The 25,478-nt window shown below is 68.6% G+C and carries 28 protein-coding genes; 9 read left to right on the top strand and 19 right to left on the bottom strand.

Annotated elements, in window-relative coordinates; translation table 11 throughout:
* Window positions 1-3: 3 nt before the first annotated feature.
* Window positions 4-981: an SRPBCC family protein gene (locus AAY78_RS03335; RefSeq protein WP_046746940.1), complete on the bottom strand. Its 978-nt coding sequence runs from the start codon at window positions 979-981 to the stop codon at window positions 4-6.
* A gap of 2 nt (window positions 982-983) precedes the next feature.
* Window positions 984-1,364 carry an ArsR/SmtB family transcription factor gene (locus tag AAY78_RS03340; protein ID WP_046746941.1) on the bottom strand — a complete coding sequence of 127 codons (381 nt, stop codon included), beginning with the start codon at window positions 1,362-1,364 and terminating at the stop codon, window positions 984-986.
* Window positions 1,365-1,485: 121 nt separating this feature from the next.
* Between AAY78_RS03340 and AAY78_RS03345 the strand changes: the two genes are divergently transcribed.
* Window positions 1,486-2,628 (top strand): epoxide hydrolase family protein, encoded by a 1,143-nt coding sequence (locus AAY78_RS03345; RefSeq protein ID WP_046746942.1) that lies wholly within the window; start codon window positions 1,486-1,488, stop codon window positions 2,626-2,628.
* A gap of 57 nt (window positions 2,629-2,685) precedes the next feature.
* Here AAY78_RS03345 and AAY78_RS03350 read toward each other — a convergent pair whose 3' ends face one another.
* A complete protein-coding gene (locus tag AAY78_RS03350) occupies window positions 2,686-2,874 on the bottom strand; it encodes an SDR family oxidoreductase (protein WP_331454394.1) in 189 nt (62 codons plus the stop codon).
* A 48-nt stretch (window positions 2,875-2,922) separates the two neighbouring features.
* On the opposite strand from AAY78_RS03350, the gene AAY78_RS20160 reads away from it, so the two are divergent.
* The gene (locus AAY78_RS20160) at window positions 2,923-3,057 is read left to right on the top strand and encodes a hypothetical protein (protein ID WP_269430544.1); all 135 of its coding nucleotides are present in this window, start codon (window positions 2,923-2,925) and stop codon (window positions 3,055-3,057) included.
* A gap of 107 nt (window positions 3,058-3,164) precedes the next feature.
* On the top strand, window positions 3,165-3,917 hold the full coding sequence (locus AAY78_RS03355; RefSeq protein WP_046746986.1) for an SDR family NAD(P)-dependent oxidoreductase: 753 nt from the start codon (window positions 3,165-3,167) through the stop codon (window positions 3,915-3,917).
* A 147-nt stretch (window positions 3,918-4,064) separates the two neighbouring features.
* Here the strand turns inward: AAY78_RS03355 and AAY78_RS03360 are convergent, their stop codons facing one another.
* Window positions 4,065-4,391, bottom strand: a complete 327-nt coding sequence (locus AAY78_RS03360; protein WP_046746943.1) for a DUF7882 family protein — start codon at window positions 4,389-4,391, stop codon at window positions 4,065-4,067.
* Between the two features lie 71 nt (window positions 4,392-4,462).
* Window positions 4,463-4,885 (bottom strand): MarR family winged helix-turn-helix transcriptional regulator, encoded by a 423-nt coding sequence (locus tag AAY78_RS03365; protein WP_227751321.1) that lies wholly within the window; start codon window positions 4,883-4,885, stop codon window positions 4,463-4,465.
* A gap of 149 nt (window positions 4,886-5,034) precedes the next feature.
* Here AAY78_RS03365 and AAY78_RS03370 point away from each other — a divergent pair, with 149 nt between their 5' ends.
* A complete protein-coding gene (locus tag AAY78_RS03370; RefSeq protein WP_046746945.1) occupies window positions 5,035-5,274 on the top strand; it encodes a hypothetical protein in 240 nt (79 codons plus the stop codon).
* Entirely contained in the window at window positions 5,274-5,828 is a 555-nt protein-coding gene (locus AAY78_RS03375) for a MarR family winged helix-turn-helix transcriptional regulator (RefSeq protein WP_046746946.1), read from the top strand. Before AAY78_RS03370 ends, AAY78_RS03375 begins: the two co-directional genes overlap by 1 nt.
* Window positions 5,829-5,836: 8 nt before the next feature.
* Here AAY78_RS03375 and AAY78_RS03380 read toward each other — a convergent pair whose 3' ends face one another.
* The 3 genes from AAY78_RS03380 to AAY78_RS03390 form a co-directional block, all read right to left on the bottom strand.
* Window positions 5,837-6,154 (bottom strand): ArsR/SmtB family transcription factor, encoded by a 318-nt coding sequence (locus tag AAY78_RS03380; protein WP_045262318.1) that lies wholly within the window; start codon window positions 6,152-6,154, stop codon window positions 5,837-5,839.
* Window positions 6,151-6,633, bottom strand: a complete 483-nt coding sequence (locus AAY78_RS03385; RefSeq protein ID WP_046746947.1) for an SRPBCC domain-containing protein — start codon at window positions 6,631-6,633, stop codon at window positions 6,151-6,153. Before AAY78_RS03385 ends, AAY78_RS03380 begins: the two co-directional genes overlap by 4 nt.
* Window positions 6,634-6,925: 292 nt before the next feature.
* Window positions 6,926-8,149, bottom strand: a complete 1,224-nt coding sequence (locus AAY78_RS03390; RefSeq protein WP_046746948.1) for an MFS transporter — start codon at window positions 8,147-8,149, stop codon at window positions 6,926-6,928.
* Between the two features lie 149 nt (window positions 8,150-8,298).
* On the opposite strand from AAY78_RS03390, the gene AAY78_RS03395 reads away from it, so the two are divergent.
* Window positions 8,299-9,996 carry an SDR family oxidoreductase gene (locus AAY78_RS03395; RefSeq protein ID WP_046746949.1) on the top strand — a complete coding sequence of 566 codons (1,698 nt, stop codon included), beginning with the start codon at window positions 8,299-8,301 and terminating at the stop codon, window positions 9,994-9,996.
* A 39-nt stretch (window positions 9,997-10,035) separates the two neighbouring features.
* On the opposite strand, the gene AAY78_RS03400 is transcribed toward AAY78_RS03395, so the two are convergent.
* The 4 genes from AAY78_RS03400 to map form a co-directional block, all read right to left on the bottom strand.
* Window positions 10,036-12,027, bottom strand: coding sequence for a BCCT family transporter (locus AAY78_RS03400; RefSeq protein WP_046746950.1), 1,992 nt, complete (start codon window positions 12,025-12,027; stop codon window positions 10,036-10,038).
* A gap of 135 nt (window positions 12,028-12,162) precedes the next feature.
* Entirely contained in the window at window positions 12,163-13,857 is a 1,695-nt protein-coding gene (locus AAY78_RS03405) for an ABC1 kinase family protein (RefSeq protein ID WP_046746951.1), read from the bottom strand.
* Window positions 13,858-13,902: 45 nt separating this feature from the next.
* Complete coding sequence (locus AAY78_RS03410) at window positions 13,903-14,538, bottom strand: PadR family transcriptional regulator (protein ID WP_171010932.1); 636 nt, start codon at window positions 14,536-14,538, stop codon at window positions 13,903-13,905.
* A gap of 89 nt (window positions 14,539-14,627) precedes the next feature.
* Window positions 14,628-15,401, bottom strand: a complete 774-nt coding sequence (gene map, locus AAY78_RS03415) for a type I methionyl aminopeptidase (protein WP_046746952.1) — start codon at window positions 15,399-15,401, stop codon at window positions 14,628-14,630.
* Between the two features lie 66 nt (window positions 15,402-15,467).
* On the opposite strand from map, the gene AAY78_RS03420 reads away from it, so the two are divergent.
* The gene (locus tag AAY78_RS03420; RefSeq protein ID WP_046746988.1) at window positions 15,468-15,746 is read left to right on the top strand and encodes a helix-turn-helix domain-containing protein; all 279 of its coding nucleotides are present in this window, start codon (window positions 15,468-15,470) and stop codon (window positions 15,744-15,746) included.
* A 163-nt stretch (window positions 15,747-15,909) separates the two neighbouring features.
* Complete coding sequence (locus AAY78_RS03425) at window positions 15,910-17,520, top strand: glycosyltransferase family 2 protein (RefSeq protein ID WP_052748629.1); 1,611 nt, start codon at window positions 15,910-15,912, stop codon at window positions 17,518-17,520.
* A 76-nt stretch (window positions 17,521-17,596) separates the two neighbouring features.
* On the opposite strand, the gene AAY78_RS03430 is transcribed toward AAY78_RS03425, so the two are convergent.
* The 7 genes from AAY78_RS03430 to AAY78_RS03460 form a co-directional block, all read right to left on the bottom strand.
* On the bottom strand, window positions 17,597-18,817 hold the full coding sequence (locus AAY78_RS03430; RefSeq protein ID WP_046746953.1) for a hypothetical protein: 1,221 nt from the start codon (window positions 18,815-18,817) through the stop codon (window positions 17,597-17,599).
* A 123-nt stretch (window positions 18,818-18,940) separates the two neighbouring features.
* Window positions 18,941-19,810: a 3-methyl-2-oxobutanoate hydroxymethyltransferase gene (panB, locus tag AAY78_RS03435; RefSeq protein ID WP_046746954.1), complete on the bottom strand. Its 870-nt coding sequence runs from the start codon at window positions 19,808-19,810 to the stop codon at window positions 18,941-18,943.
* The gene (gene panC / locus AAY78_RS03440) at window positions 19,807-20,691 is read right to left on the bottom strand and encodes a pantoate--beta-alanine ligase (RefSeq protein WP_046746955.1); all 885 of its coding nucleotides are present in this window, start codon (window positions 20,689-20,691) and stop codon (window positions 19,807-19,809) included. Before panC ends, panB begins: the two co-directional genes overlap by 4 nt.
* On the bottom strand, window positions 20,688-21,464 hold the full coding sequence (locus AAY78_RS03445) for a DUF2520 domain-containing protein (RefSeq protein ID WP_046746956.1): 777 nt from the start codon (window positions 21,462-21,464) through the stop codon (window positions 20,688-20,690). Before AAY78_RS03445 ends, panC begins: the two co-directional genes overlap by 4 nt.
* 218 nt (window positions 21,465-21,682) lie before the next feature.
* Window positions 21,683-23,107 (bottom strand): DHA2 family efflux MFS transporter permease subunit, encoded by a 1,425-nt coding sequence (locus AAY78_RS03450; RefSeq protein WP_046746957.1) that lies wholly within the window; start codon window positions 23,105-23,107, stop codon window positions 21,683-21,685.
* A 107-nt stretch (window positions 23,108-23,214) separates the two neighbouring features.
* Window positions 23,215-23,781, bottom strand: coding sequence for a TetR/AcrR family transcriptional regulator (locus tag AAY78_RS03455; RefSeq protein WP_046746958.1), 567 nt, complete (start codon window positions 23,779-23,781; stop codon window positions 23,215-23,217).
* A 59-nt stretch (window positions 23,782-23,840) separates the two neighbouring features.
* Window positions 23,841-24,146, bottom strand: coding sequence for an ArsR/SmtB family transcription factor (locus AAY78_RS03460; protein WP_045262331.1), 306 nt, complete (start codon window positions 24,144-24,146; stop codon window positions 23,841-23,843).
* A gap of 82 nt (window positions 24,147-24,228) precedes the next feature.
* Between AAY78_RS03460 and AAY78_RS03465 the strand changes: the two genes are divergently transcribed.
* A complete protein-coding gene (locus tag AAY78_RS03465; RefSeq protein WP_046746959.1) occupies window positions 24,229-25,464 on the top strand; it encodes an MFS transporter in 1,236 nt (411 codons plus the stop codon).
* The last annotated feature ends 14 nt before the right edge of the window (window positions 25,465-25,478 follow it).

Consider the following 25,478-nt stretch of genomic DNA (forward strand, 5'->3'; position numbering starts at 1 on the left):
CACTCAGACGGCGAGCAGCTCCCGCTCCAGGCGGGCGAACGACGACTCCATGCCGTCCACCATGCCGGTGGCGAGGATCATGTCGCGCGTCTCCTTGTCCGGGTACTCGATGAGCAGCGTGACGAGGGTCGCGCCGTCCTCCTCATACAGGTTCAGATCGTTGAGGGTCTCGGTCGGCATGCCCTGCATCCGCTCGGTGGTCACTGCGCGGCGCGGAGCATCGATCAGGAGCGCCTCCCCCTCGAACCCGAACGGCTGCCCTTCGGTGTCGCCGACCGGCGCCCACGAGTTCCGGTAGGACTGGCCGACCTCGGTGGCGGCGACGCACTCCGTCATCTCCCACCCGTCGGGTCCGAGCATCCACTTACGGATGAGCTCGGGCTCGAAGTGCGCGCGCCACACCAGCTCGCGCGGTCCATCGACCAGCCGGGTGATGCGCACGTGCGTGTCGTCGAGCAGTTCCAGCCGCGTGCCCTTGCCCTGCGCATAGTCGCGGAGATCCTGCAGCACGGCGTCGAGCTGCGCCATGGCCATCTTGATCCCCTCGACCTGACCCATCTCGACGACCTGTTCGAGGGCGTCGACCGAGTCGAAGTGGCTCGTTGTGGTCATGCGGGTGCCGTCGGCGGTGGACTCGAAGGCGAAGGTCATCCGCTGGGCGGGGAAGCCGTCGAGCGGTGTGCCGTTCTCGTCGACGAACGAGTCGATGACCTCGAACGCGTTCGGCGCATCGATCGAGATGAACTCCCACGACCCGGACGACTTCTCCCCGCGCGGACCGTTCATCGAGTACTGCGCACGACCGCCGACGGTGTGGTCCCACGCGGTGAAGGTGGCCGGCCATCCGGGAGGGCCCCAGAAGCGCTCGAGCTGCCGCGGGTCGGAGTAGGCGCTCCACACCCTCTCGATGGGGGCGGCGAAGTCGGCGACCACGGTCATGGTCAGGTTGTCGGCATCGGTGATGACGTCGGTGACAGGCATGTTCAGTCTCCTTGTTCGGTGTTCGTGCTGTCGGACGAGTTGGACCGAGGAGTCTCGGCCAGCAGATCGTCGAGTCGGGCGATGCGCGACCGCCACAGCTCTTCGTATCGGGCGAGGAGCGCCCTGGCGCGGGCGATCATCTCGGGGTTCGCGCGGACGAGCCGCTCGCGTCCCTCGGCGCGCTTGACGATGAGGTTCGCGGCTTCGAGCACGGCGACGTGCTTCTGCACCGCGGCGAACGACATCTCGTATTCGGAGGCGAGGGTCGAGACCGACTGCTCCCGCTCGATCGTCCGGCGCAGGATGTCGCGCCGGGTCGACGTCGCCAGTGCGTGGAAGACACGGTCGACCTCCGCTTCGCTCAGTTCTCTTTGTGCAACCATTTGGTTGTACGTTATGCCTGTGCGGCGGGTGTGTCAAGGGGGATTCGTGAATCGCGCCTCGGTGTCGGTGCCCCGCGATAGCGTCGCATCACAGCCCACGCCGTCCAGGAAGAGGTCTCCCTTGTCCCGGCACTCCCTCCTCGACGTCGGCGAGCATGACCTCGAGGATCTGCGCCGGCGGCTGCGCAACGCGCGCTGGGCCGAGCCGTGGCCCGTGGAGGGCTGGGAGGCGGGCACCGAGCAGGCGGAGCTTCGCCGGCTCGTCGACGTGTGGCTGAACCGCTTCGACTGGCGCGCGCAGCAACAACAGATCGAGGAGCTGCCCTGGCGGCAGGCAGACATCGACGGGACGCCTGTCGCTTATCTCCGCTTCGATGCCGAGCAGGGAGGGACCGGGGTTCCCGTTCTGCTCACGAACGGCTGGCCGAGCACAGCACTCGAACTCGTGGATGTTGCTCGGCGCCTCGCGACGCCGTCGCGTTTCGCGGGCGATACTGCCCACGCCGCCACGGTGATCGTGCCCGCGCTTCCCGGACTGCCGTTCTCACCGCAACGCCCCCGACTCGGCGTTGAGACGCACGACCTGTGGCACCTGCTGATGACGGATCATCTCGCCTTCCCCCGATACCTCGCGCACGGCGGCGACCTGGGAGCGGGGATCACCTCTCGTCTCGCGCAGGCGTACCCCGACGAGGTGGTCGGCATCCACTTGCTGTCCACAGCCGCTCCCGCACACGTGGACGAGGAGTCGATCACCGCCGAAGAGCAGGCTCACCTCGACCGGGTACAGGAGTGGTCGGCGTCCGAAGGCGGATATCAGCATCAGCAGCAGACGCGGCCGCTCACACTGGCGCCAGCTGTCTCGGACTCCCCTGTCGGATTGCTGTCGTGGATCCTGGAGAAGCATCGATCCTGGAGCGACTGCGGCGGCGACGTCTCCTCCCGCTTCAGCGACGACTACCTGCTGACACTGGCGTCCGTGTACTGGTTCACGAACTCGATCGGCACGTCGTTCCGCCCCTACTACGAGCACGCCGCGGGATTGACCTCACGCATAGAACGGGTGGAGGCGCCGACCGCCGTCGCCCTGTTCCCGCACGACCTGGCGTCGCCGCCGCGGAGCTGGGTCGAACGCACGTACAACCTCGTCCGCTACTCCCGGATGCCACGCGGGGGCCATTTCGCGCCGCACGAGGAGCCGGCCTTGCTCGCCGACGACATCTCCGCATTCGCACGCTCACTGCCGCACGCATCCCCCGCGTGAATCCACCTCTCATCGCGGACCAAGCGGCGCGGCGGCATCGATCGCCCCCTCGACTGGTCACAGCATCGACGTGAGCACCCCGCCGTCCGCGCGCACAGCCGCCCCGTTCGTGGCCGACGCGCGGGGGCTCGCGAGGTAGGCGACCAGGTCGGCCACCTCGGTCGGGTCGAGGAACCGCTCCAGCAGAGTGGTGCGGTTCTTGCCGATGATGACCTGCTTCATGGCGTCCGGTGACAGATCCTGCACCTGCGCCACAGCCTCGACCGCCGCAGCGACCCCATCGGAATAGGGCTGGTGCAGCGTCTCGTCTTCGACACGCTCACCGCCGCGCAGGCGCGACAGCTGGGGTCGATCAGCACCCGTATCTCCGCGGCGATCAGTCCTGATCCGATCTGGACACCGGGAGCGGGCGATTCCGGGCGCGACTAGTCCATTCATGTGAATCCACCTCCGCGTTTCAGGCGTAGGCTGGAGTGAAGGACGGACCGTCCGAGAAGATCTCCCGGCACCGTGCCCGCCCGGAAGTGGAGTCCCTCGTGGCTCAGTACGACGTCTCGAACCGCTCGGCGATCGTGACGGGAGCAGGCAGCGGAATCGGTCGCTCGACCGCCCTCCTGCTGGCGAAGAACGGCGCATCCGTCGTGGTCAACGACCTGAACGCGGATCACGCGAACGCGGTCGTCGAGGAGATCCGCGCCACCGGTGGAACCGCCGAGGCATCGGTCGGCGACGCGACCGATGCCTCGTGGATCGCTTCTTCCATCGAGCTGGCGAACTCGCTCGCCCCGCTGCGCATCGGCGTCAACAACGCCGGCATCGGCGGAGCGTCCGCTCCGACGGCCGAGTACGAGGACGAGGCCTGGGACAAGGTCATCGCGATCAACCTCAACGCGGTCTTCCGCAACATGAAGGCGCAGATCCCCTCGATCCTCGCGAACGGCGGCGGGTCGGTCGTGAACATCGCGTCGATCCTCGGCAGCGTCGGGTTCGCCAACTCCCCCGCCTACGTCACCGCCAAGCACGGCGTCGTCGGCATGACCAAGTCGGCGGCACTCGAGTACTCGGCACAGGGCGTGCGCGTGAATTCCGTAGGCCCCGGGTTCATCGACACCCCGCTGCTCGCGAACATGGGACCCGAGGCGAAGGACTTCCTCGTGTCGAAGCACCCGATCGGACGCCTGGGGCAGGCCGACGAGGTCGCGAACCTCATCGCGTTCCTCGCCAGTGACGCCGCGAGCTTCATCACCGGCAGCTACCATCTGGTCGACGGCGGCTACACCGCCCTCTGAACGAATGGCATCCGACCCCGGGACCCGATTCCCGGTGGTCGGATGCCATCAGCAGCGAAGCAGACACCCCCCGATGTCGTCGCTGCGAGCCTCGGCCGTCGTCGCGCACGCCTTGCCCAGGAGCACGTCGGCGGCGGAGGCGAGTTATCAGGCGACCGCGTGCATCGCAGGCGCCGGAGAGAGGAGCGGCGCCAGCTCCATGTCCGTCAGGTCCAGACCGTGCGCAGAGCTCGCTGCGGCCATCATCTTGACCAGCAGCGGGCGCTGAAGCTCGATCTCCTCCGCGACGGCGAAGCGCACGGGAATCGAGGCGTGCATCCACAGCGTCTCCGTGCCCGATCGCGACGTGCGCAGGGTGAGCGGGAACGATTCTCCTCGGCGGAGCTTGGTCACGGTGACGAGTCGAAGGTGGGCGAGTGTCGCATCGTCGATCTCCACGATCTGCGATTCCCCGGCGTAACTGAGCTGGCCCATGAGTCCCTCATTCCTGTGCGTTTTGTACAGGAATTAGATTACTAGTTTAGCTAGCTAAATGGCAAACGAGACTATTCGATCGCATCGATCTCCGCCGTGAGCCGCCGCAGGAACCTCGAGATCACGGCAAGCTCGGCGGAGGTGAACTCCTCTTCCACCCGCGCCACCCGCCGCGAGACCTCGTCCGCGGGCGAGTTGATGTCGCGGAGTGAAGGACGGATCACCTTCGAGCGCCTGTCGTCCGGATGCGCCGTCACCACGATCTGAGCGCGATCGGACAGACGCCTGATCACGGAGGTGATCGCCGCAGTACTGACCCCCAGGTGAGCGGCGAGATCACTCGGAGTCACGGGCGCATCGACCGGGGCCGCTGCGATGAAGCGAAGGGCCGAGCGGTCGGTCTCGTTGGGCTGGCGCCCCGCCACGAGGCGCCGCGCGAGCCGCGCCTCCACGCGCAGCAGTTCATCGACGTCGCGGTCGAGCCGAGACGCCATGACCCCCAGACTGTTCCCCATCACACCCCTCGTCGATTCCGAAACCCATCTTAGCTCGGAAGTCTTTTTATCTGTCTGACTAGCAAAATCCCGCGTGCATCACACTGTCGCACGGGTGAGAGGATGGATACACCGCAAGAAAGGACGTCATGGTCGAGCGATCCGCACTCGATGACGAGATGTACATCGACTACGCCGCTCTCCTCGAGCGCCTGGAACGACAGTTCCCCACCGTCCCGCGCGATCGGATCGAGCAGATCATCGTGGCCGAGAACGACGCGATCACGGGCGGCTTCCTCCTGATCGTCCCCGCCGGGGTCGCGACAGGTGCGATCGAGATGCTGACGCGGGAGTCCTCTCCCGTGGCAGACGGAGAGGCGGTGGCCTGATGACCGAGCCCCAGGAGTACGCACGCTCGGGGTACTGGTACCCCGACGCCGAGAGCGCCAGCACCGTCGATGTCCTGAACATGCTGCGGCGTTACCGCGCGGCCGAGACCGCGATGCGTGCGCGCACCCGCGCTTCGATGGGCATGAACGAGACCGACCTGATGGCGCTGCGCTTCCTGCTGCGCGAGCAGCGCGCGGGCCGCATCGTCCGTCCGATCGACATCGCCAGGATGCTCGACATCTCCACCGCTTCGACGACCACTCTCATCGACCGCCTCGAGAAGGGCGGACACGTCCGTCGCGAGGCGCATCCGACGGACCGCCGCGCCGGAGTCGTGGTTCCGAGCGTGAGCAGCGACGAGGAGGTCAGGGCCACCCTCGGTGCCATGCATCGCCGCATGCTCACCCTGGTCGACGAGCTCTCCGACCAGGAGCGGGCCGTGGTCACACGGTTCCTCGCCGGTATGACCGCGTCGATAGAAGAGGCATCCGACCTCGACCAGGAGCTCCGGAATGTGATCCGGGACGAGAAGGGCCCCCACGCGGCGGAGTGACCCCCGCGCTACAGCCCTTCCGCGATCTCCTTGATCGCAGCGAGGCGGCGGTCCCACTCGCGTCCGATCACGTCGAGCTTCGCGGCCGTCGCGGAGAGCTCGGCACCGACGACGCGGAAGCGCACCTCGCGCCCCACCCGGACCGGCTCGACGAGTCCCACCTCCTGCAGCACGGCGAGGTGCTTGGCGATCGCCTGACGGGACACCGGAAGGCGCCCGGCGAGGGCGGATGCCGAGGCATCCCCCTCGCCGAGTGCCGTCAGGATGCTCCAGCGCGTCTCGTCCGCGAGTGCCGCGAACACGGGAAGCAGTGTCTCGGTCGTCACGCTTCGCCTTCCACGAGCGCGACCATCTTGTCGAGCTCCAGATCCCAGCCGGTACGGTGCGACTCGAGGTTGGCCCTGGGGTCGGAGGTGCGCTCGAACCCGCTCTCGACGACCGTGAGCCGCGTGCCGCCATCCGCCTCCTCGAGCGTGAAGGTGAAGACGGTCGAGGTCGACTCGTCGATGCTGTCCGGAAGCGCGCCGAGGGCATCGTCATTGTTCCATCGGTACGTGATGCGCCGCGGCTCGTCGAACTCCTCGACCCGGAGGGGGATCACGTCGTAGTCGGGGAACGTCATCGTGCCGATCGCTCCGACGCCGCTACCCTCGAGCACCGTGCGCCCGAACCAGCGCGAAATGTGCTGCGGCTCTGCCACGGCTCGCCACACCTTGTCGACGGGTGCCGCGATCTGGATGCTCCGCCGCACCGAGAATGTCTCCTCGTCGACGACGGATGCCTCGTTGTGGGTCATGTTCACCATGATGGGTCCTTTCGGGATTTCCTGCATGTCCCGCCGGCCGGATCAGCCGACTGCAACTCCAGAGTTGCACCTCTCGACTCCATGCGCAACCCTAGGGTTGCAGTACGTCACTGCTCACCTCATATAGCTCACTCTGCATCGCGCCTCACGCCGGCGTCACCTGTCGGAGGAAATCACGAATGCATGAGGAATCGCAGGAAGACCGCCCGGCATCCGTGTTTTCTTCCGCCATCCGGAACCCGCGGAACGCAAGGGCACACCGGCACCCAAGCCGCAGCACCCCGTGCCGGACTCAGACGCGGGGACGCCGCTTCTCGAGGAAGCCCGCCAGCACCACGGCGACGAGGGCGGCCACCGGCGCGACGAGGAGCCCCGCCCGCAAGCTCTCGTTCTCGGCGATGTACCCCACGAACGGCGGAGACAGCAGGAACCCGAGGCGCAGCAGCCACGACACGACCGTGAGCCCCACGCCCGGCCGCAGTCCCGGCAGTTCGTCCGCGGCATGCATCGCCGCGGGGATGAGCGTGGCGATGCCGAAGCCGACGGCCGCGAACCCCAGGATCGTGCCGGGCACCGACGGATACGCGAGCGCCAGCGTCATGCCGACCGCCGCGATGGCGCCGCCGACCCGCGCGACCCACCTCTGTCCGAAGCGGTCCGTGAGCGGATCGCCGATGATCCGACCGATGAACTGCGCACCGACCAGGGCGATGAAACCGAGAGGAGCGATCGCCGCAGCGGCTCCGAGCGAGTCGGCGAGATACAGAGTCGCCCAGGAGTTGCCCGCATCCTCGGCGACGGCGCCGGCCATGGCGATGAGAGTCAGGGCGATGATCGCGATGACGGTACGCGGCGTCACTCCGCGACGGAGTGTTCCGGCGAGCTCGGCCGGCTCGGCCGCGGCCTCCTCGTCGACCTCGTCGTCACGGCCGGGGAGGCAGAAGCGCAGGGCGACGAGCGCGACCGTGGCGAACACGGCCGTCGAGATGCCCAGGTGCACGGCCAGCGGCAGCTCCAGCGCGATCGCCACTGCAGCCATCGCCCCACCCAGCACCGCGCCGATGGACCAGATGGCGTGGAAGCCGTTGATGATCGACCGCCCGTAGCGACGCTGCACCCGCAGGCCGTGGGCGTTCTGGGCGACATCGGTGATCGCGTCGGACGCTCCGCCGAGGAACAGGGCGACCGCGAACAGCAGGCCCGACGGAGCGAGGGCCGCCGACAACAGACCCAAGCTCGTCAACACGGTGCCGATCACGGCGATGCGAGCGGAACCGAACCGACGGATGAGTACTGCGGCCAGAAGGCCGGCGGCGATGGCTCCGGCGGGGAATGCCGCGATCGCGAATCCGTACCCGAGGTTGTCCAGCCCCAGAGCGGACTTGATCTCCGGGTACCGCGGGAGGATGTTCGCGAACAGCGCCCCATTGGTCAGGAAGAGCGCGGAGACGGCGATGCGCGCGCGGCGGGATGCCTGGTCGGGCACAGGTCGTCGAATCGATTCGATGGAGGCCATGTCTACGATCGTACGGTGCACAGCAGGCCGCGACCGACACGATCACGCATGCGCCCCCGACAGTGCTCCCGGCGTCGCAGCTCTACTCATCCCCGACGCAGGCCGCAACCCCGTTTCCGCGCGCGCATCCTCGGGCCTACGCTCGTGCCATGTCCGAACTCACCCAGCCCACCGGTCGTGAAGAGGCTCTGCGCGCCATCCCCCGCGACGACGGGACTCCCCCGCGTGCTCTGGTGCTCGGGGCGACCGGCTACATCGGCGGTCGACTGACTCCGCGGCTGCTGAACGCCGGATACCGCGTGCGTGTGCTGGCGCGGGACGCGGCGCGGGCTGCGTCGTTCCCGTGGGGCGCCGACTGCGAGATCGTCGAGGGGTCGGCGGATGATGCGGATGCCGTCGCCGCGGCCATGGACGACGTCGACGTCGTCTACTACCTGATCCACTCGATGTCGGCCGGCAAGGGCTTCGAGGAGAGCGACGAGCGCGCGGCGCAGACGGTGGCAGAGGCGGCTGCGCGAGCGGGTGTGCGGCGGATCGTCTACCTCGGCGGTCTGCATCCGGATGATGCACAGCTCTCCCCGCATCTGCGCTCGCGTGTGCGGGTCGGCGAGATCTTCCTGGACTCGGGAGTGCCGACACTCGTGCTGCAGGCGGGCGTCGTGATCGGATCGGGATCGGCGTCGTTCGAGATGATCCGCCACCTCACCGACGTGCTGCCGTACATGCCGGCGCCGAAATGGGTGCGCAACCGGATCCAGCCCATCGCCGTGCGCGACGTGCTGCATTACCTCCTCGGGGCAGCGCAGGTGGATTCCGACGTGAACCGCGCTGTCGATATCGGCGGCCCCGACGTGCTGCGCTACGGCCAGATGATGAACGGCTACGCGGTGGAGGCGGGACTGCGCCAGCGGGCCATCGCCGCCCTCCCCGTGCTGACTCCGGGCCTCGCTTCGCACTGGGTGAATCTCGTGACACCGGTCCCGCGATCGATCGCCCGCCCCCTCGTGGCGTCGCTGCAGAACGAGTGCATCATGAAGGATCACGCCATCGACGAGCTGATCCCCCAGCCCGAAGGCGGTCTGACCCCGTATCGGCGCGCGGTCGACCTGGCGCTCGGCCGCGTGCGAGGCGACACCATCGAGACCAGTTGGCAGGACTCCGAGGTCTCGGGCGCTCCGAGCGACCCGCTGCCGAGCGATCCCGACTGGGCGGGACGCACCGTGTTCACCGACTCCCGTTCGGTCACGACGACCGCGTCACCCACAGAGCTGTGGCGCGTGATCCTCGGCATCGGCGGAGAGAACGGCTGGTACTCCTCGCCCCTGTTGTGGGCGGTGCGCGGTTGGATGGACCGCATCGTGGGCGGCGTAGGCCTCAGCCGCGGGCGCCGCAGCCGTACCGCCGCACGCGTGGGCGACGCGATCGACTTCTGGCGCGTCGAAGCGGTGGAGACCTCGGATGCCGGATCGCTGCTGCGCCTCCGCGCCGAGATGAAGGTGCCGGGAGAGGCATGGCTCGAGTTGCGTGCCGTGCCCGATGCGAAGGGCGCCCGCTACGAGCAGCGCGCGATCTTCTTCCCGCGCGGTCTCACCGGACGCCTCTACTGGCTCGCCGTGCTGCCCTTCCACGGCGCGATCTTCGCGGGCATGGCAGCACGCATCACGGCCGCCGCCGAGGACCTCGAGACCTCTCCATCGGCGCCGCCCCACCCCGCGGAGACCAGCGACCCCGCCGTCCCAGGCGAACCCGCCGTCCCAGGCGAACCCGCCGTCCCAGGCGAACCCGCCGGGACAGGCGAACCCGCCGGATCAGGCGACTTCACCGCGAAGTCGCCTGATCCCGCGTGAACGCCTGACCCGACGCCCGCAGACGAGGCCGGGGTACCCTCAATCCGCGCGCGGCTGCGGGGCGGGGTCCGGGTCGTTCGGACCGTCTTCCAACGCGGCATCGACAACGGCATCCACTTCCGCGGGAGGGATGATGTCGATCGCCTCGGTCGCGGCCTCATACACCTCGGCCAACGTGTCGTCGACGGTGTCCTCGTCGATCCAGGCGAGGTCGTCCTCCGAGTGGTCGTACTCGACAGGCACGAGGGCGAAGTCGTCGCCGTACTCCTCGAGCCCGGCCATGACGCTGTGGCGGACGGCGGCGCGGGCATACCGGTCGCGCAGGATCAGCGGATCCCGCCGCAGGTCCTTCATGAACGCGATCATCATGAACGTCATGATGATCGCGAACGGCAGCGCCGCGATGATCGTCGCGTTCTGCAGCGACTGCAGCCCGCTGCCCTCCGATCCGCTCACGAGCAGCACCGCGGCGATCACGCCGACCAGCACTCCCCACACCACCGCGACCCACCGCGATGGCTCCGGGCGGCCCTGCTGGGACAGCGTGCCCATGACGAGTGAGGCGGAATCAGCCCCGGTGATGAAGAAGATCGCGATGAGGAGGATGAGCACGATGCTGGTGATGAGCGGGAACGGCAAGTTCTCCAGCACCCCGAACAGCACCTCCTCCGGCGGGTCGACGGTGAGGCCTGCGCCGTCCATCTGCTGCTGGATCGCCGTCGTGCCGAAGATCGCGAACCACACGAGCGAGATGGCGGAAGGCACCACGATGACGACCGACACGAACTGACGGAGCGTGCGCCCGCGGGAGATCTTCGCGATGAACATGCCGACGAACGGCGACCAGGAGATCCACCATGCCCAGTAGAAGATCGTCCAGCTCGACAGGAAGGCCTGCGCGGTCTCACCCTGCGACGCGGAGCGGCCGATCATGGTCGGCAGATCGCCGATGAACTGCACGGCGACCGACGGGATCACGTTCAGGATCAGCAGCGTCGGACCGACGAAGAACACGAAGAAGGCGAGCAGGATCGCGACCACGGCGTTGATGTTCGACAGTGCGCGGATGCCCTTCGAGACTCCGGACACCGCGGAGGCGATGAAGCAGGCCGTGAGCACCGCGATGACCGCGATGAGGATGCCGTTGCCGAGTGGGCCGATGCCGCTGACGAGCTCGACACCGTGACCGATCTGCAGCGCTCCGAGTCCGAGGGAGGCTGCCGTGCCGAACAACGTCACGATGATGGAGAAGATGTCGATCGTGCGGCCTACCGGACCCGTGGTGCGGTTCTCGCCGAGCAGCGGAGCGAAGATCGAGGAGATCAGCGGCGTGCGGCCGCGGCGGTAGGCGCCGTACGCGATGGCTCCACCGACGAGCGCGTAGAACGCCCAGGCCTGCGGACCCCAGTGATAGAGCACCTGGGTCTGCGCGGTGTGCATGGCCTCGAGGGTGTTCGCCTCGACGGTGCCGGGCGGCGGGTTCTCGAAGAACGTCAGCGGCTCAGCGGCACCCCAGAACACCAGGCCGATGCCCATGCCGGCCGCGAAGAGCATGGAGATCCACGAGAACATCGAGAACTCGGGCTCCTCGTCGTCACGGCCGAGCGGGATGCGCCCGTACTTGCTGAAGCCGACGAACAGCATGAACACGAGGATGATCGTGGCGATCGTCGTGAAGAAGAAGCCGAAGTACTCCACCACCCAGGCGAGGACCGTGCTCGTGGTGCCGGCGAGGTTGTCGCCCGCGAACACACCCCAGGCGATGAAGCCGAGGGCGAACGCGGCGGCGACACCGAAGACGAGCGGGTCGGTGCGGTAGGTGCGCCCCGTCTCCTCGACCGAGACACCGGGAACGAGCGCCGGGTGCACGCTGCGCGGCGGGACGGTCGTGATGTCGCGGACGATCTTGCGGGCAGTCTCCGAAGCCTTGGCCGGGAGGCGGTTGGCACCGGTTCCGACTGTGTCCGTGCGCGGACGCGGAGGGTTCGATCCTGCGGAGCGTTCGTCGGGCTTCTCGTCAGGAGTGTCCATGAGAGTCCATTTTGTCATGCGAGGTGTCCGACCGTGTCGGGGCCGAAACCCAGAGAGTCCGCGCGAACCGCGGCGCGTCGGGCAGCGACGCGCCGGGCGGACGCTGTCTGCTCTGGGTTTTCGGGCGCGTCGCAGCTAGCGCGAGCGGCGCCCGCCGAACAGCGAGTGCAGCAGCGGGAGGGCGGAGACGCAGACCAGGGTGATGCCCAGGGGCGGCACCGACGGCACGAGCAGCGCACCGCCGACCAGGAACGCCGCGAACAGGACGCCGGAGCCGATGCGGCGCGCGATGCCCTCGAGCCGGTCCAGGCGGCGTTCGAGTCGTGAGGTGTCGAAGGTGACGTTGCCGTCGTCGAGGCGCGTGATGATCGTGTCGATGCGGCCGGGCAACGCCCAGGTCGTGGACATCGTGCCCATCGCCTGGTTCGCGAAGGCCTGCACGATGTTGCCGCTCTCGTCGCGAAGCAGACGGCCGGCGTAGGGCTCTGCCGCATCCCACACGTTGAACGCGGGATCGAGACCGCTGCACATGCCGGAGGTCAGTGAGACGGCACGGATGAGCAGCAGCATGTTCTCGGGCAGCTGCAGCGGGAGCGAGCGCACCATGTCGCCGAACTCCTCGGCGAAATCACGGAACTCGCGCGGATCGACCTTGCTCAACTCGGCGAACCCCATGCCGCCGAAACGGGCGAACAACGTGGTGAGCGCGCGCTCGAGCTCGGCCGTGTCGGCGGAAGGCAGCAGCACGCCGATCTCCTGCGCGGCGGCGACGAGGCCACGACTGTCTCGGCCGGCCACCGCGATCAGGAGCGTGCGCAATCCGTCGCGGAGGCTCGCGGGGATCTCGGCCATCATGCCGAAGTCGATGAACGTGAGGCGGAAACCGCGCCCCGTGCCGCCCTCGACCACCGGCGAAGGCGTGACGAAGATGTTGCCGGGGTGGGGGTCGGCATGCACGAAACTGTGCGTGAACACCTGATCGAACATGACCTCGGCGAACACCGCGGCGACCTCGGACGGATCGATTCCTGCGGCGCGGAGGGCCTCGATGTCGTTGATCTTGATGGCCGTGACATCCGAGAGAGTCAGCACCCGACGGGTCGAGCGCTCCCAGACGATCTCCGGGGTGTCGACGCGGGGATCGTCGGCGAAGTTCTCGCGGAAGCGTTCCGCGCTCGCGGCCTCATGCAGGTAGTCGATCTCCTCGAGGCTGGTCGCGGCGAACTCCTCCACGAGCGCGGGCGCATCCACCCGGTCGGCGACGATGCGCACGCGCGTCAGCCAGCGCGCGACCCGGCGGAGCGCCGCGAGGTCGACCGCCACGATCTCGTCGATGCCGGGTCGCTGGACCTTCACGACGACCTCGCCGAGCCCGGTGTCCGCCGCATCGAGCGCCGACAGTCGGGCGCGATGCACCTGCCCGAGGGAAGCCGCCGCGACGGGGTTCTCATCGAACCAGGCATAGGCACGTTCGAGCGGGATCCCGAGCTCGGCTTCGGCGAGCGCACGAATCGCCGGCGTGGGCACGGGCGGAACCTCGTCCTGCAGCCCCTCGAGCTCCTTCGTGATCTCCGGCGGCAGCACGTCGAGGCGCGACGACATGAACTGTCCCACCTTGATCATGAGTCCGCCGAGTTCCACGGCGAGCACATGGAACCGACGAGCGAACGTCTGCATCCGCTGCCCGCGTGTCCGCTCCGCGATTCGGCTCATGCCGAAGCGGGGCAGGACGAGTTCGAACCACCAGATCTTGAAGAACTCGCGACCGGCGAACGACAGGATGCGACGGTACCTGGCGCGGTGCACGCCGTGTGCCGCAGCATCCGTCATCGCGTGGTCCCTTCGCAGACCCCCACTCGATGCCGCACTGCGCGGTCAGTCCTGCGCGAGGATCGTGTACAGCCTACGGCGGGCCTCGTCGAGGACCTCGATCGTCTGCTGCACCTGCTCAGCGGACCCGCTGCGACCCACCTGGGCAGCCGCGGCGGCGAGGTCGACGCCCGCCTTCGGCAGAGCGTGGAAGCGGGCGTTGTCGCGCTGACCATCCTTGCCGTTCGACGAGACCCAGGGGGCCGGGGTCTCCGAGCTCTCGTCGGCGACCGCGCGGCCGGCTTCGGTGAGCGAGTAGGTCTTACGGCCGTTCTGCTCCTCCGCCTCGATCAGCCCTTCGTCGGCGAGCAACTGCAGGGTCGGGTACACGGAACCGGCGCTCGGCTTCCACGTGCCGCCGCTGCGCTCGGCGATCTCGTTGATGATCTGGTAGCCGTGCATCGGCTTCTCGGCCAGCAGGGAGAGCACGGCCGTACGGACGTCACCGCGGGCCATGCGCGAACCGCCGGAGGGGCGGGACTCGAAGGACTTCCGGAGCTGGTCCATCGCCTCGAAGATCGCGGATGCCGGTCCACCGGAGCCGGCGCCGAAGCCGGGTCCGCCGAAGAACCCGCCGGATCCGCCGCTGCTGCCGGATCCGCCGCTGCCGCCGAACGGGTTGGAGGGGAATGCGTTGCTCATGATGACCTCCCGCTGTAGGTGTGAACGATACTCAACGATATATCGTTAACCCTGAGCGCGGGGTGGGAGTTCTGGATCCGAATGCCGGGTCAGCGGGACGGCAGCGTCAGGATCTCGGCGCCGCCCTCGGTGATGGCGATCGTGTGCTCACTGTGCGCCGTGCGGCATCCGGTGGCGCTCCGCAGAGTCCAACCGCCGGCATCCGTGCGGAGCTCATCCGTGTCGGCCATGACCCAGGGTTCGAGGGCGAGCAGCAGGCCGGGGCGAAGCACATATCCCCTGCCCGGTCGACCGTCGTTCGCGACGTGAGGATCCTGGTGCATGGTCGATCCGATGCCGTGCCCGCCGAACTCGAGGTTGATCGGGTAACCGGCAGCACTCAGGACAGCTCCGATCGCATGGGAGAGGTCGCCGATACGCACTCCGGGACGCGCGACGGCGATGGCGGCGGCGAGCGCGCGCTCGGTCGTCGCGATCATCGCCAGGTCTTCGGCGGCAGGATTCCCGCCGACCACGAAGCTGATGGCCGCGTCGGCGGCGACTCCTCGCAGCGTGACGGCCAGGTCGAGCGTGAGCAGATCGCCGTCGACGAGCCGATAGTCGTGGGGCATGCCATGCAGTACCGCGTCGTTCACCGCGGTACAGACGTAGTGACCGAAGGGTCCGCGGCCGAATGAAGGCGCGTAGTCGACGTAACAGGACTCGGCGCCGGCGCGCTCGATCAGCTCGCGGGCCCATCGGTCGAGGTCGAGCAGGTTCACACCGACCGCGGCGCGAGCTTTCAGCTCCTGGAGGATGTCGCCGACGAGGGCGCCCGTCGCCCGTGCACGACCGAGCTGGTCGGCGTTCAGTATCTCGATCACGATGTTCCCTCGTTGTTCCAATAACAATCCCGGTAATACTATCCCGGTATTAGAATAGGCGCCATGATGGTCCGCCTCCCCCTCAGCCCCGAAGACATCGAACGCGGTGAGCGCCTCGGTGTCGTCCTGCGTCGGGCGCGCGGAGATCGGTCGATGCTGTCGGTCGCGCTGGAAGCCGGGATCTCCCCCGAGACGCTGCGGAAGATCGAGTCTGGGCGCGTGGCCACGCCTGCCTTCTCGACGATCGCGGCCGTGACCGACGTGCTGGGTCTCTCCCTGGACTCGGTGTGGGCGGAGATCGGTTCTCGCGCAGACAGCGACCGCGCACCGAGCATCGCCTCCTGACCCGCGCCGGCGCTTCACCCGCGACAGACAGCCCGAGTCGAGGCCCTCGCGCACACGCCCGGCCGTCGCGTAAGCCCGGTGACGCACACAGGAAGACGTGGTTAGCTCTGGGAGTTGTCGACTTGGGGGAGTGAGACGTTTGTCACAGAGTGATCGACCGGAGATGAGCAGCAGCGACGCGGGCACCATCCGTGTGAGCGTGATCGTACCGGTGTGGCGACCTGGCCCCTCGTTCGACGATCTCATCGCGTCACTCGATCGCCAGAGTCTTGGCACTGCGTCGTTCGAAGTGCTTCTGTGCGACGACGGATCCGGCGAGCCCACCTCTGCTCGGCTGGCCGACATCGCCCGCGACCGCCCCCACGTACGCGTGCTGTCGCTGGCGCACTCCGGGTGGCCCGGCATGCCGCGCAACCACGGCGTCGATGCGGCTCGCGGGACGTACGTGCAGTTCGTCGATCAGGACGACTATCTGTTCGACCGTGCACTCGAGAAGCTGTGCGACTACGCCGACCTGCACTCCTCCGATGTGATCATCGGCAAGGAGGTGGGCATCGGCCGCCGCCTTCCAAGTCGGATCTTCAGCCACGACATCCCGGATGCGGTCCTCGGAACCGACCCGCTGCTCGAGATGCTGACGCCGCACAAGATGTTCCGCACCTCTTTCCTTCGGGCCAACGGCATCCGCTTTCCCGAGGGCAAGGTGCGGCTGGAAGACCATCTCTTCGTGATGCAGGCGTACTTCGCGGCGTCGAGGATCTCGGTCCTGGCGAGCGAGCCGTGCTACGCCTGGGTCAAGGAGCCGGGCAGCGCGAGCTCTTCGCGCATCGACCCGGAGTCGTACTTCCCGCATCTCGAAACGGTGCTCGACCTCGTCGAAGCGCACACCGAGCCGGGAAAGCTGCGCGATCGCCTTCTGCGGCACTGGTTCCGAGGCAAGATCCTCAAGCGGCTCTCGGGCCGACAGATGGCCAGGTACCCCGACGACTACCGTGAACGCCTGCTCGATGTGGTCACGCCCCTGACGCAGGAGCATTTCGGACCCGGCGTCGATGCCGGCCTGGGATTCCCGCATCGGATCCGCGCCGCTCTGCTGCGCGCCGGGCGACGTGACGACCTGTTGGAGCTCGCGCGTTTCGAATCCGAGATCACCTGTCGCGCCGTCGTGACCGAGGTGCACTGGTCTCGCGGTGGCGGTCTGCACTTCACGATCCGCGTGACCCTCACGAGGAGCGGCCAGGACGCGTTCGTCTTCGAATCCGCGGTCGAAGAGTCGACGGACGCCGAGTCCGGATCCGCACGCCCCAAGAAGGTGACGCGACTCATCTCGCTCCCGGCCTCGACGACCGAGGGACTCCCGGAGAACCTCGTGGTCGCCAACCGCGAGCTGCGCAACGACCGGGTTGACCTCTTCCTCCGCGACCGCGACACCGGTGCCGAGCGCCGTCTCGGAGGTCGACTTCCCCGCAAGCTCGACTCCGCCCGCGTGGCGATCGACCCCGTCAAGGTGTTCGGTCCCGACGACGACTCCCGCGGAGGAGCGCTGACCGTGAAGGTCCGACATGCGGGGTGGACTTTCGAGACCCCGCTCGAAGCCTCCCCTGCCGTGCTCGCCCGCGCCGGACGGTCCCCGCTCCTCGCGGGCCGCTCCTGCACCCTCGTGGCGACCGACCAGGGCACGGTCGAACTGCACCGCGAGTGGCCCGGCGGCCGGCTGAAGGACCTCGCCGGACGTGCTGTCCGCCGCGTGCGCGCCCTCACCCGGAAGAACTGACGAAGAAGAGCTGACACAGACCGGCTGACGCCGCGCATCCGCACGCGCCTACTGCCGTCGACACGCGCCCGCCGTGTCACTGGAGCGCCGCCCGCGCGACGGCGCGCATCGCGGGGGTGATCGAGCCGAACGCGCTCGGCGACGAGAGCGCACAGAGACTCTCGACCACTCGCTGCACCGCTGACACGTCGCCTGACCGAGGCGACCACTCGGAGAACCTTCCGTCACCCGGCCCTTCCTCCACCGCAGCCTCACCGCGCGCGACGACGCCGACCAGCTCGTCGAAGGTCGAGGCGGAGCCATCGGCGACGGCCAGGAGGGCGAGGGTCACGGCACGCGGCCAGGCGCTGGGGAACAGCCTCTCTCTCCCCAGCGCCCGCACGCCGTCGATGATCCGTAGGAATGCCCGCACTTCACCGTCCGCCAGCCCGCGTCCGAGGTTCGTGACCACGACATGCCCGCGCAGCCTGCGCATCGCTTTGGTCCGACGTGCGAGCGACGCGAGAGCATCGGCAGGGTCGGGAAGGCCCGGCACCGCCGTGTCCGGCCAGTCGAGGGCGTCGACGGCATCGGAGACGATCGCGCGGGGCAGCCACCCATCGGTCGGATCCTGATCGACACCATCGGGGCCGATCCGCGCGACGAGCATCCGGATGCCGGCCGTCGCCGACTCCGCGAACTCCGAGCCCGCCGGGGTCTCCTCGAAGGGCACCGGGTCGTTGAGCTCCGCGTCGTCGAGGTGCGCGAGGAGGGCGAGACGACGCACCGGGGAGAGCCCTTGGCACAGTGCCGCCAGCGGTGAGAACGGACGGAGAGCATCGCCGCCGACCCCGCAAGCCGCAGGGTCGAGGCGCGGCTGCACCAGGCCGAACCGCTGGGCGAGCTCGAACCCCACATGCTCTGCGCGGAATGCAGGTCGCTGTGTCTGCCAGCTTCCCACCGGCGACGGGAGCACCGGGACGGACTCCGCGTCGACGACGGTGACCCGCGGGTCGCCCATCCGTGTCGCGTACGGCCCGCTGATCACCACGTCGACCACATCGGCGACACCGGGGACCGACACCTGCTGCGTCGGGGCCCGCCAGGGGCACAGGTCGATGTGCAGCGACCGACCCGCGTCCGCTTCGAGCTCGGGCGCTTCCGGATCGAGCCCGAGACTCAGCCGATAGGCCTCGATCAGCCAGTACGAGGGGGCATCCCGAGGCACACCGATGACGCGGGTGAGCTCGGGGCATCCTGAGACCGACATCTCGACATGAAGTGCCCACGTGACGTGGACGTGCTCGGAGAGTTCCATCCGCGCAACGCTAGGTCGTCCCCGGCATCACCCCAGGACTCGAAGCCACCGATTGTCGAGAACTCGATGAAGCCGTCTTCGGTGCAGAAGAGTTGCGAACACGAGCCGTCGGCGGGGCGCGAACTACCGGCGCGCGAGCAGCTCCTCGAGACGCGCGGCCTCCCCCTGCGCCATCGCGTATCCGTGCTCGGACGCGGGGTAAGCGCCGCTGCGCACCTCCGATGCGTACGCCCCGACCCCCGCGATGGCGTCCGTCCGCAGCTCGGCATACCGCTTGACGAACCTGGCGGCCGACCCGTCGAAGAGTCCGAGCAGATCGTGGAAGACGAGCACCTGTCCGTCGGCCGTGCCACCCGCTCCGATACCGATCACGGGGACGTCCAGCAGCGGCATGAGCGCAGCCGTCACCTCGGACGGCACCGCCTCGACGACGATCATCGAGCACCCGGCATCCTGCAACGCGAGCGCATCCTCGATCACGGCCAGCGCGGCCTCGGCGGAGCGCCCCTGCGCACGGTAGCCCCCGAGCGCGGTGGCAGTCTGCGGCGTGAGCCCGACGTGCCCGACGACCGGGACGCCCGCCTGCACGAGCGCCCTGGCGCGCTGGACCGTCGTCCCGCCGCGCTCGATCTTCACGAGGTCGCAGCCGGCTTCCTTGATGAAGCGCTGCGCGGTCGCGATGGCGAGCTCGTCGGAGGCCTCGTACGAGCCGAAGGGCAGGTCGCCGACGAGGAGAGGCACTGTGAGCCCCCGCCGCACCGCCTTGGTCAGCATCAGCATCTCGTCGAGCGTGACCGGCACCGTGCTGTCGTAGCCGAGGACGGTCATCGCGGCCGAGTCGCCGACGAGCACCACGTCGACGCCGGCGGCCTCGACGATCTGTGCGCCCGGGTGGTCGTACGCGGTGACCATGACGATGGGCTCACCGGCCGCCTTCTTCGCCCCGAGGGCGGCGAGGGTGACCTGGGTGCGGGGAGCGGCATGAGCGCTCATGCGCTGACCTCCGTATCGGTTGTCGCCGAGGCATCGGCGACGTGCAGGACGTGGTTGTCGATCAGGCGGGCCGCCCCGATGTGTGCGGCGACCGCGAGCAGGGCGTCACGATCGACGCGGGCGAGGGGGCGCAGCGTCTCGGCATCTCGGAGCTCGAGGTACTCGGGGTCGATCCCGGCATCGGCGAGCACTCGTCTCGCCGTGGAGAGGATGCTCCCCGCGTTCGGATCACCCGCCTCGAACACCGCAGCCCCGGCATCGAGCGCCCGGTTCAGAGCGGAGGCCTGCACGCGGGCCTCCGCGTCGAGGTAGACGTTCCTGGAGCTCATGGCGAGGCCGTCCGCTTCCCGCACGATCGGACAGGCGACGATCCGCACGTCGAGGTCGAGGTCCCGCACGATGCGGCGGACGACGAGCACCTGCTGCGCGTCCTTCTGCCCAAAGTACGCGGCGTCCGGTCGGACGATCCCGAACAGCTTGGTGACGACCGTGGCGACGCCGTCGAAGTGGTGCGCCCCACGACTCGCGCCATCGAGCACGTCGGTGAGACCGGCGACGTGGATGTTCGTCGCGAACCCGTCGGGGTAGATCTCGGACGCGGTGGGAGCGAAGAGGATGTCGACGCCCGCGGCCTCCGCGAGTCCGGCGTCGCGGGCCTCGTCGCGCGGATACGCGCTGAGGTCTTCGTTGGCGCCGAACTGGGTCGGGTTGACGAACAGCGACACGACGACGAGGTCGGACGCCTCGCGCGCGGCACGCATGAGGGAGAGATGGCCATCGTGGAAAGCACCCATGGTGGGCACGAGGCCGATGGTCCCACCCGCGGCTCTGGCTTCTCGGATCGCGGCGCGGACCTCGCGGATCGTGCGGAGGATTCTCATGCCGGGGGCTCCTCGAGTGCGGTGGCGGGTGCGGTGGCGGTGGGTCGGGCAGCGACCTCGCGCGTGGCTGCGGCCAGCGCGTCGAACAGGTCGTCGAGCTCCAGCCCTTCGGCGACAGCACGCTGGCGTGCGACCGTCTCCTCGTCGCCGCGGGCGATGGGCCCGGTCAGCACAGCGGCAGCGCCGTCCTTCGCCCAGTTCTCGACCGTCTGACGTACAAGCGGAGCCAGGAGCGACCGGGCGACGTCGCGAGGAATCCCCGCATTCGAAGCCAGGTCCTCCGCCGCGTCGAGCACGGTGAGGACGAAGTTCGAGGCGGACGACGCGGCCGCGTGATAGCTCGCACGGTGTGCGTCGTCGACCTCGAACGGGCGTGCACCGAGAGCGAGGGCGAGCTGCTCCGCGACCTCACGAGCTGCGGGCGTATGACCGGCGATCGCGGCACCGATGCCGCGGAACACCTCGGCGGGCTCGTCGCCGGTGAAGGTCTGCAGCGGATGGAGGCTGAAATCCACATCGGTGAGCGCCGTCGCACCGGATACATGTCCGAGGAAGCGCGCATGGGGCCGGGCGATGGCCGCAGCCTCGGCGATGGCCGCGTCCGGAACGCTGAGGAGGACGACATCCACATCCGGAATCCGCTCGTCCCGCCCGAGGGGTCCGACGACGCCGAGCTCCGCTGCCCGCAGAGCCCGCGCGAGTACGCGTCCGAGACGGCCGGCGCCGACGATGGCGATGGTCGTCCCTGGTGCGAGAGAGGCGGATGTGTGCATGTCGATTGCCGGGCCGGGTCACGCGGCGCGGGTGCCAGAAGTATCCGCCCGGCACCGCATACGATCCAAATCAGAGAGCAGAGTGCGTACGTGAGCGCCACATACATATGGCATTCTGGTTACTCTTGTCAACTTTTGCGGGTCTATTCGCTCTCTGGCGGAATCGACGAAACCCTGAGGTGCGAGGACGCACCCCAGGGGCCTCCCGCCCGCCGAGCTCAGTCGCGCGGCCAGACCACGACGATCCCCGCTCCGATGACGGCGAGCGCCGCCGCGCCGAGGAAGAGCCAGGAGAATCCACCGGTGAGGGCAGTCGCCTCGGAGGCTCCCTCCGCGGACAGCGCCGCGGTGCGCAGACCGGCGACGGTCCCGAGAACGGCGAGTCCGACCGCGCCACCGATCTGCTGACTCGTGTTGATCAGACCCCCGGCGAGACCCGATTCCCCGCCGTCGACGCCGTCCACCGCGAGCTGGGTCGTCGCCACGACAGCCCAGCCGAGACCGACTCCGACCAGGATCGTCGGCCCGAGCAGCTGCGCGAGGAACGTGGCATCGGACGGCGCGGCTGCGAGCCAGGCGAGCCCTCCGGCCAGGACGAGCAGAGAGCCGATCAGGACCGGGCGGGTGCCGACGCGCGCGATGAGGGCGGGTGCACCTCCCGCGACGAGCACGAGCACACCCGCGAGCGGCAGCTGCGACAGGCCGGCAGCGAGCGCGTCGTAGTGGAGCACGGCCTGCATGTAGACGGAGAGAGCGAAGAAGAGCGCCACCATCGCCGCCCCGCCGAGCAGCATCACGATGTTCCCGAGCGCCAGGTTGCGGTTGCGGAAGACCGCCAGCGGCACCAGGGGCTCTACAGCGCGCCGCTCGATCAGGACGAACGCGACACCCAGCGCGAGCGCCGCTGCGAACAGGATCATCGGCAGCGGGTGCACGAATCCGAGCTGTTCGACAGCACTGAGGGCGCCGACCAGAGCCACCAGAGCCGACGTGACGGTGACGGCACCGGCCGCATCCAGACGCCCGGGGGTGCGGGCGCCGTCGCGGGTGATGAGCAACGGGATCGCGATCAGCACGAGCGCGCCCACAGGGACGTTGACGAAGAACACCCACTGCCAGCCGAGGGTGGCCGTGAGCACACCGCCGAGCAGGACTCCGGCCGCCGAGCCGATCCCGGCGACGGCTCCCCATACGCCGAGGGCCTTCGTGCGCTCCTTGTCGTCAGGGAAGAGATGGGTGAGCAGCGCGAGCGCCGCGGGGGCGAGGAGCGCGGCCGAAGCACCCTGGAGAGCCCTCGCGCCGAGGAGCATCTCGCTCGACATGGAGAGACCGGCGAGCGCGGAGGCCGCGACGAAGCCGCCCGTGCCGATCAGGAACACGCGGCGGTGTCCGTAACGGTCGGCGAGACGTCCGCCGAGGAGGAGGAGTCCGCCGAAGGCCAGCACATAGGCGGTGATCACCCAGGCGAGGGCGGCCGTGCTCATGCTGAGCTGGGCACCAAGCACGGGGAGGGCGATGTTCACGATCGAGGCGTCGAGCACGACGAGGAACTGCGCGAGGGCGAGCACGCTGAGTGCGAGCCAACGCCTGGAGCTGCGCGGCGCGGCGGTGGCTCGTGTCGCGGTGGCGGTGGGAGAGGTCATGGGATGCTCCTGTTCTTGTGGGTGGTTGGTTCGGTTCGGCGATGCGGATGAGTGACCGCTCACTCACTCTTGACGGCAAGCGAAAGCGCCCTCTCTAGGGACCGACGTCAGTCGGGGTGGGTGATCCCCTTGGTCAGCAGGGCGACCCAATCCCCCGGGCGCCCGTCGAGCTGCGTGGTGACGATCAGGTGGCAGAGCTGCCCGTAGGCGATGAACCGCTGCACGGCGCCATCCTCGGCGCGAGAACGCTGTCGGGCGAAGACGGTGATGCGCTCCAGCCCTGCGCGAAGCGCCTCGCCGATGGCCGGGATCTCCGCCACCGACTGCGCATGCACCTGCAGCATGAGCAGCTTCCGGTCGGAGATCAGGCGCGCGTAGGCATCCCCCATCGCGTCGAGCAGACCCTCGGGCGAGGTGTCGTCCGCGGCATCCGCGCCTTCTTCGAGGGCGACGAGGATCGCATCGAAGCAGGCTTCCAGGGCGACGACGAACAGCGCCTCCTTACCCGAGTAGAGCTTGAAGACGTAGGCCGGCGAGATCTTGGCCTCGCGTGCGACGTCGGCGACGGTCGTGCCGTGATACCCGCCTCGAGCGAAGGCCGCCAGTGCCGCCGCGGCGACGACGGGCTTGCGGGCGTCTGCCGTGGAGAGGATCGAACTGCGGGTCGTGGACATATGAGTGACTGTACACTCACTCTCTCGACTCGGCAAGAACGTTCCGGCCCGAGGCGGAGTCAGTCGCGCAGCACCGAGTCCAGCAGCCCAGGGAACAGGGCGTCGAGGTCGTCACGCCGCAGCGTGAGCATCCGCCGGCGCCCGTTCGGCTCGTTGCGGATGACACCTGCTTCGCGCAGCACCTTCATGAAGTGCGACTTGGTCGACTTCGGGAGGTTGGGGTCGGTGGCATGACAGGCGGCCATGTCGAGAGGGCCGTCCGCGAGCTGTCGCGTGATGGCGAGACGCTCGGGGTCGCTGAGCGCGAAGAGCACGTCGGTGAGCTGGATCTCGGAGCGCTCCGGGTGAGGAAGGTCGCCAGGCATGGTTCGATAATAGTTGAACAATTGGCGAAACGCGCGTACGCTCCGATAGTTCGATGATTCTCGAACCAAACGAGGAGACGCCATGACCACCACTGAGCCGATCGTCGCCGTCCCCCTATCGACGACCACCCCGCCGACGACCACCCCGCAGACGCGCACCCGCTTCGGGTTCGTGCTGGCGATCATCGCGCAGATCCTGATGATGGTCGGTGCGAGCGCGCCGTCGCCGTTCTATCCGGTGCTGGCGCAGCAGATCGGTTTCGCCCCCGTCGTGATCAGTGCCGTGTTCGCGGTCTACGCGGTGGCGCTGCTGCTCACGCTCCTCACCGCCGGTTCTCTGTCGGACCATGTCGGACGCCGACCCGTCGTGATCGCGGGGTTCTTACTGCTCGCCGGAAGCATGTTCCTGTTCTGGCATGCGGATGCCGTGGCGACGCTGTTCCTCGCGCGCATCCTGCAGGGCATCGCGAGCGGGCTGCTCATCTCGGCCCTCTCGGCCACGGTGCTCGACTTCGCGCCGGGCGGCCGCGCGGGTACCGCCGCGCTGTGGAATGCACTCAGCCCCGGGATCGGTCTCGCGCTCGGGGCCCTCGCCTCCGGAGTGATGCTCGACGTCAGCGGTGAGGCCCTGCTCGATGTCTTCGCGCCGCTGAGCACGGCGTACATCGTGCTCGCGGCACTGTTCTTCCTCGTTCCGGAGACCGCACCGCGCAAGCCGGGCGTCTGGGCGTCACTGAGCTTCCGGTTGTCGATCCCGACCGCGATCAGGGCCGACTTCTGGCGGGGCGCTCCGGCGGTCATCGCGGGGTGGGCCACGGGTGGACTGTTCCTGTCGCTCGGAGCCAACATCGTCCGAGGCGAGCTCGGCGGCGAGGCGCACGTCTGGCAGGGGCTCGGCGTGGTGCTGCTCGCCGGCGTCGGAGCCCTGACCGCGTTCACTCTCCGGAAGCTCGCAGCGCGGTCGATGGTGCTGTTCGGCACGGCGGCCCTGGCGACCGGAACCCTGCTGTCGCTCATAGCCCTCGGCATCGGCTCACTGCCGTTCTACCTCGTCGCGGCCGCCGTGACCGGTATGGGGTTCGGCACCGCGTTCTCGGGAGTCGTCGCCTCGCTGGCCCCGCGGATCCCGGCGACCCAACGCGCCGACACCTTCGCCGTGATCTACCTGCTGGCGTATCTGGCCTTCGGCGTACCGGCCGTCATCGCGGGTGCGCTGGTCGGAGTCGTCGGCTTGGAGGCGGTGTGCGTGGGCTACGGGATCGTCGTCATCGCACTGGCAGGTATCGCGTTCACGCTGCGTATGCGCCGCGCGGCATAGAAGCGGAGGAGCGC

It is taken from the genome of Microbacterium sp. Ag1, from assembly GCF_001005635.1.
Lineage (GTDB): Bacteria > Actinomycetota > Actinomycetes > Actinomycetales > Microbacteriaceae > Microbacterium > Microbacterium oxydans.

Excerpts from the sequence above, each read along its gene's own strand:
- AAY78_RS03375 (WP_046746946.1), top strand. The coding sequence starts at position 5,274 with ATGACCGAGCCCCAGGAGTACGCACGCTCGGGGTACTGGTACCCCGAC.
- AAY78_RS03335 (WP_046746940.1), bottom strand. The coding sequence starts at position 981 with ATGCCTGTCACCGACGTCATCACCGATGCCGACAACCTGACCATGACC.
- AAY78_RS03340 (WP_046746941.1), bottom strand. The coding sequence starts at position 1,364 with ATGGTTGCACAAAGAGAACTGAGCGAAGCGGAGGTCGACCGTGTCTTC.
- AAY78_RS03370 (WP_046746945.1), top strand. The coding sequence starts at position 5,035 with ATGGTCGAGCGATCCGCACTCGATGACGAGATGTACATCGACTACGCC.
- panB (WP_046746954.1), bottom strand. The coding sequence starts at position 19,810 with ATGAGCGCTCATGCCGCTCCCCGCACCCAGGTCACCCTCGCCGCCCTC.
- AAY78_RS03360 (WP_046746943.1), bottom strand. The coding sequence starts at position 4,391 with ATGGGCCAGCTCAGTTACGCCGGGGAATCGCAGATCGTGGAGATCGAC.
- AAY78_RS03405 (WP_046746951.1), bottom strand. The coding sequence starts at position 13,857 with ATGACGGATGCTGCGGCACACGGCGTGCACCGCGCCAGGTACCGTCGC.
- AAY78_RS03430 (WP_046746953.1), bottom strand. The coding sequence starts at position 18,817 with ATGGAACTCTCCGAGCACGTCCACGTCACGTGGGCACTTCATGTCGAG.
- AAY78_RS03395 (WP_046746949.1), top strand. The coding sequence starts at position 8,299 with ATGTCCGAACTCACCCAGCCCACCGGTCGTGAAGAGGCTCTGCGCGCC.
- AAY78_RS03390 (WP_046746948.1), bottom strand. The coding sequence starts at position 8,149 with ATGGCCTCCATCGAATCGATTCGACGACCTGTGCCCGACCAGGCATCC.
- AAY78_RS03410 (WP_171010932.1), bottom strand. The coding sequence starts at position 14,538 with ATGAGCAACGCATTCCCCTCCAACCCGTTCGGCGGCAGCGGCGGATCC.
- AAY78_RS03385 (WP_046746947.1), bottom strand. The coding sequence starts at position 6,633 with ATGGTGAACATGACCCACAACGAGGCATCCGTCGTCGACGAGGAGACA.
- AAY78_RS03425 (WP_052748629.1), top strand. The coding sequence starts at position 15,910 with ATGAGCAGCAGCGACGCGGGCACCATCCGTGTGAGCGTGATCGTACCG.
- AAY78_RS03445 (WP_046746956.1), bottom strand. The coding sequence starts at position 21,464 with ATGCACACATCCGCCTCTCTCGCACCAGGGACGACCATCGCCATCGTC.
- AAY78_RS03365 (WP_227751321.1), bottom strand. The coding sequence starts at position 4,885 with ATGGCGTCTCGGCTCGACCGCGACGTCGATGAACTGCTGCGCGTGGAG.
- AAY78_RS03450 (WP_046746957.1), bottom strand. The coding sequence starts at position 23,107 with ATGACCTCTCCCACCGCCACCGCGACACGAGCCACCGCCGCGCCGCGC.
- AAY78_RS03465 (WP_046746959.1), top strand. The coding sequence starts at position 24,229 with ATGACCACCACTGAGCCGATCGTCGCCGTCCCCCTATCGACGACCACC.
- AAY78_RS03420 (WP_046746988.1), top strand. The coding sequence starts at position 15,468 with ATGGTCCGCCTCCCCCTCAGCCCCGAAGACATCGAACGCGGTGAGCGC.
- AAY78_RS03400 (WP_046746950.1), bottom strand. The coding sequence starts at position 12,027 with ATGGACACTCCTGACGAGAAGCCCGACGAACGCTCCGCAGGATCGAAC.
- AAY78_RS03460 (WP_045262331.1), bottom strand. The coding sequence starts at position 24,146 with ATGCCTGGCGACCTTCCTCACCCGGAGCGCTCCGAGATCCAGCTCACC.
- panC (WP_046746955.1), bottom strand. The coding sequence starts at position 20,691 with ATGAGAATCCTCCGCACGATCCGCGAGGTCCGCGCCGCGATCCGAGAA.
- AAY78_RS03455 (WP_046746958.1), bottom strand. The coding sequence starts at position 23,781 with ATGTCCACGACCCGCAGTTCGATCCTCTCCACGGCAGACGCCCGCAAG.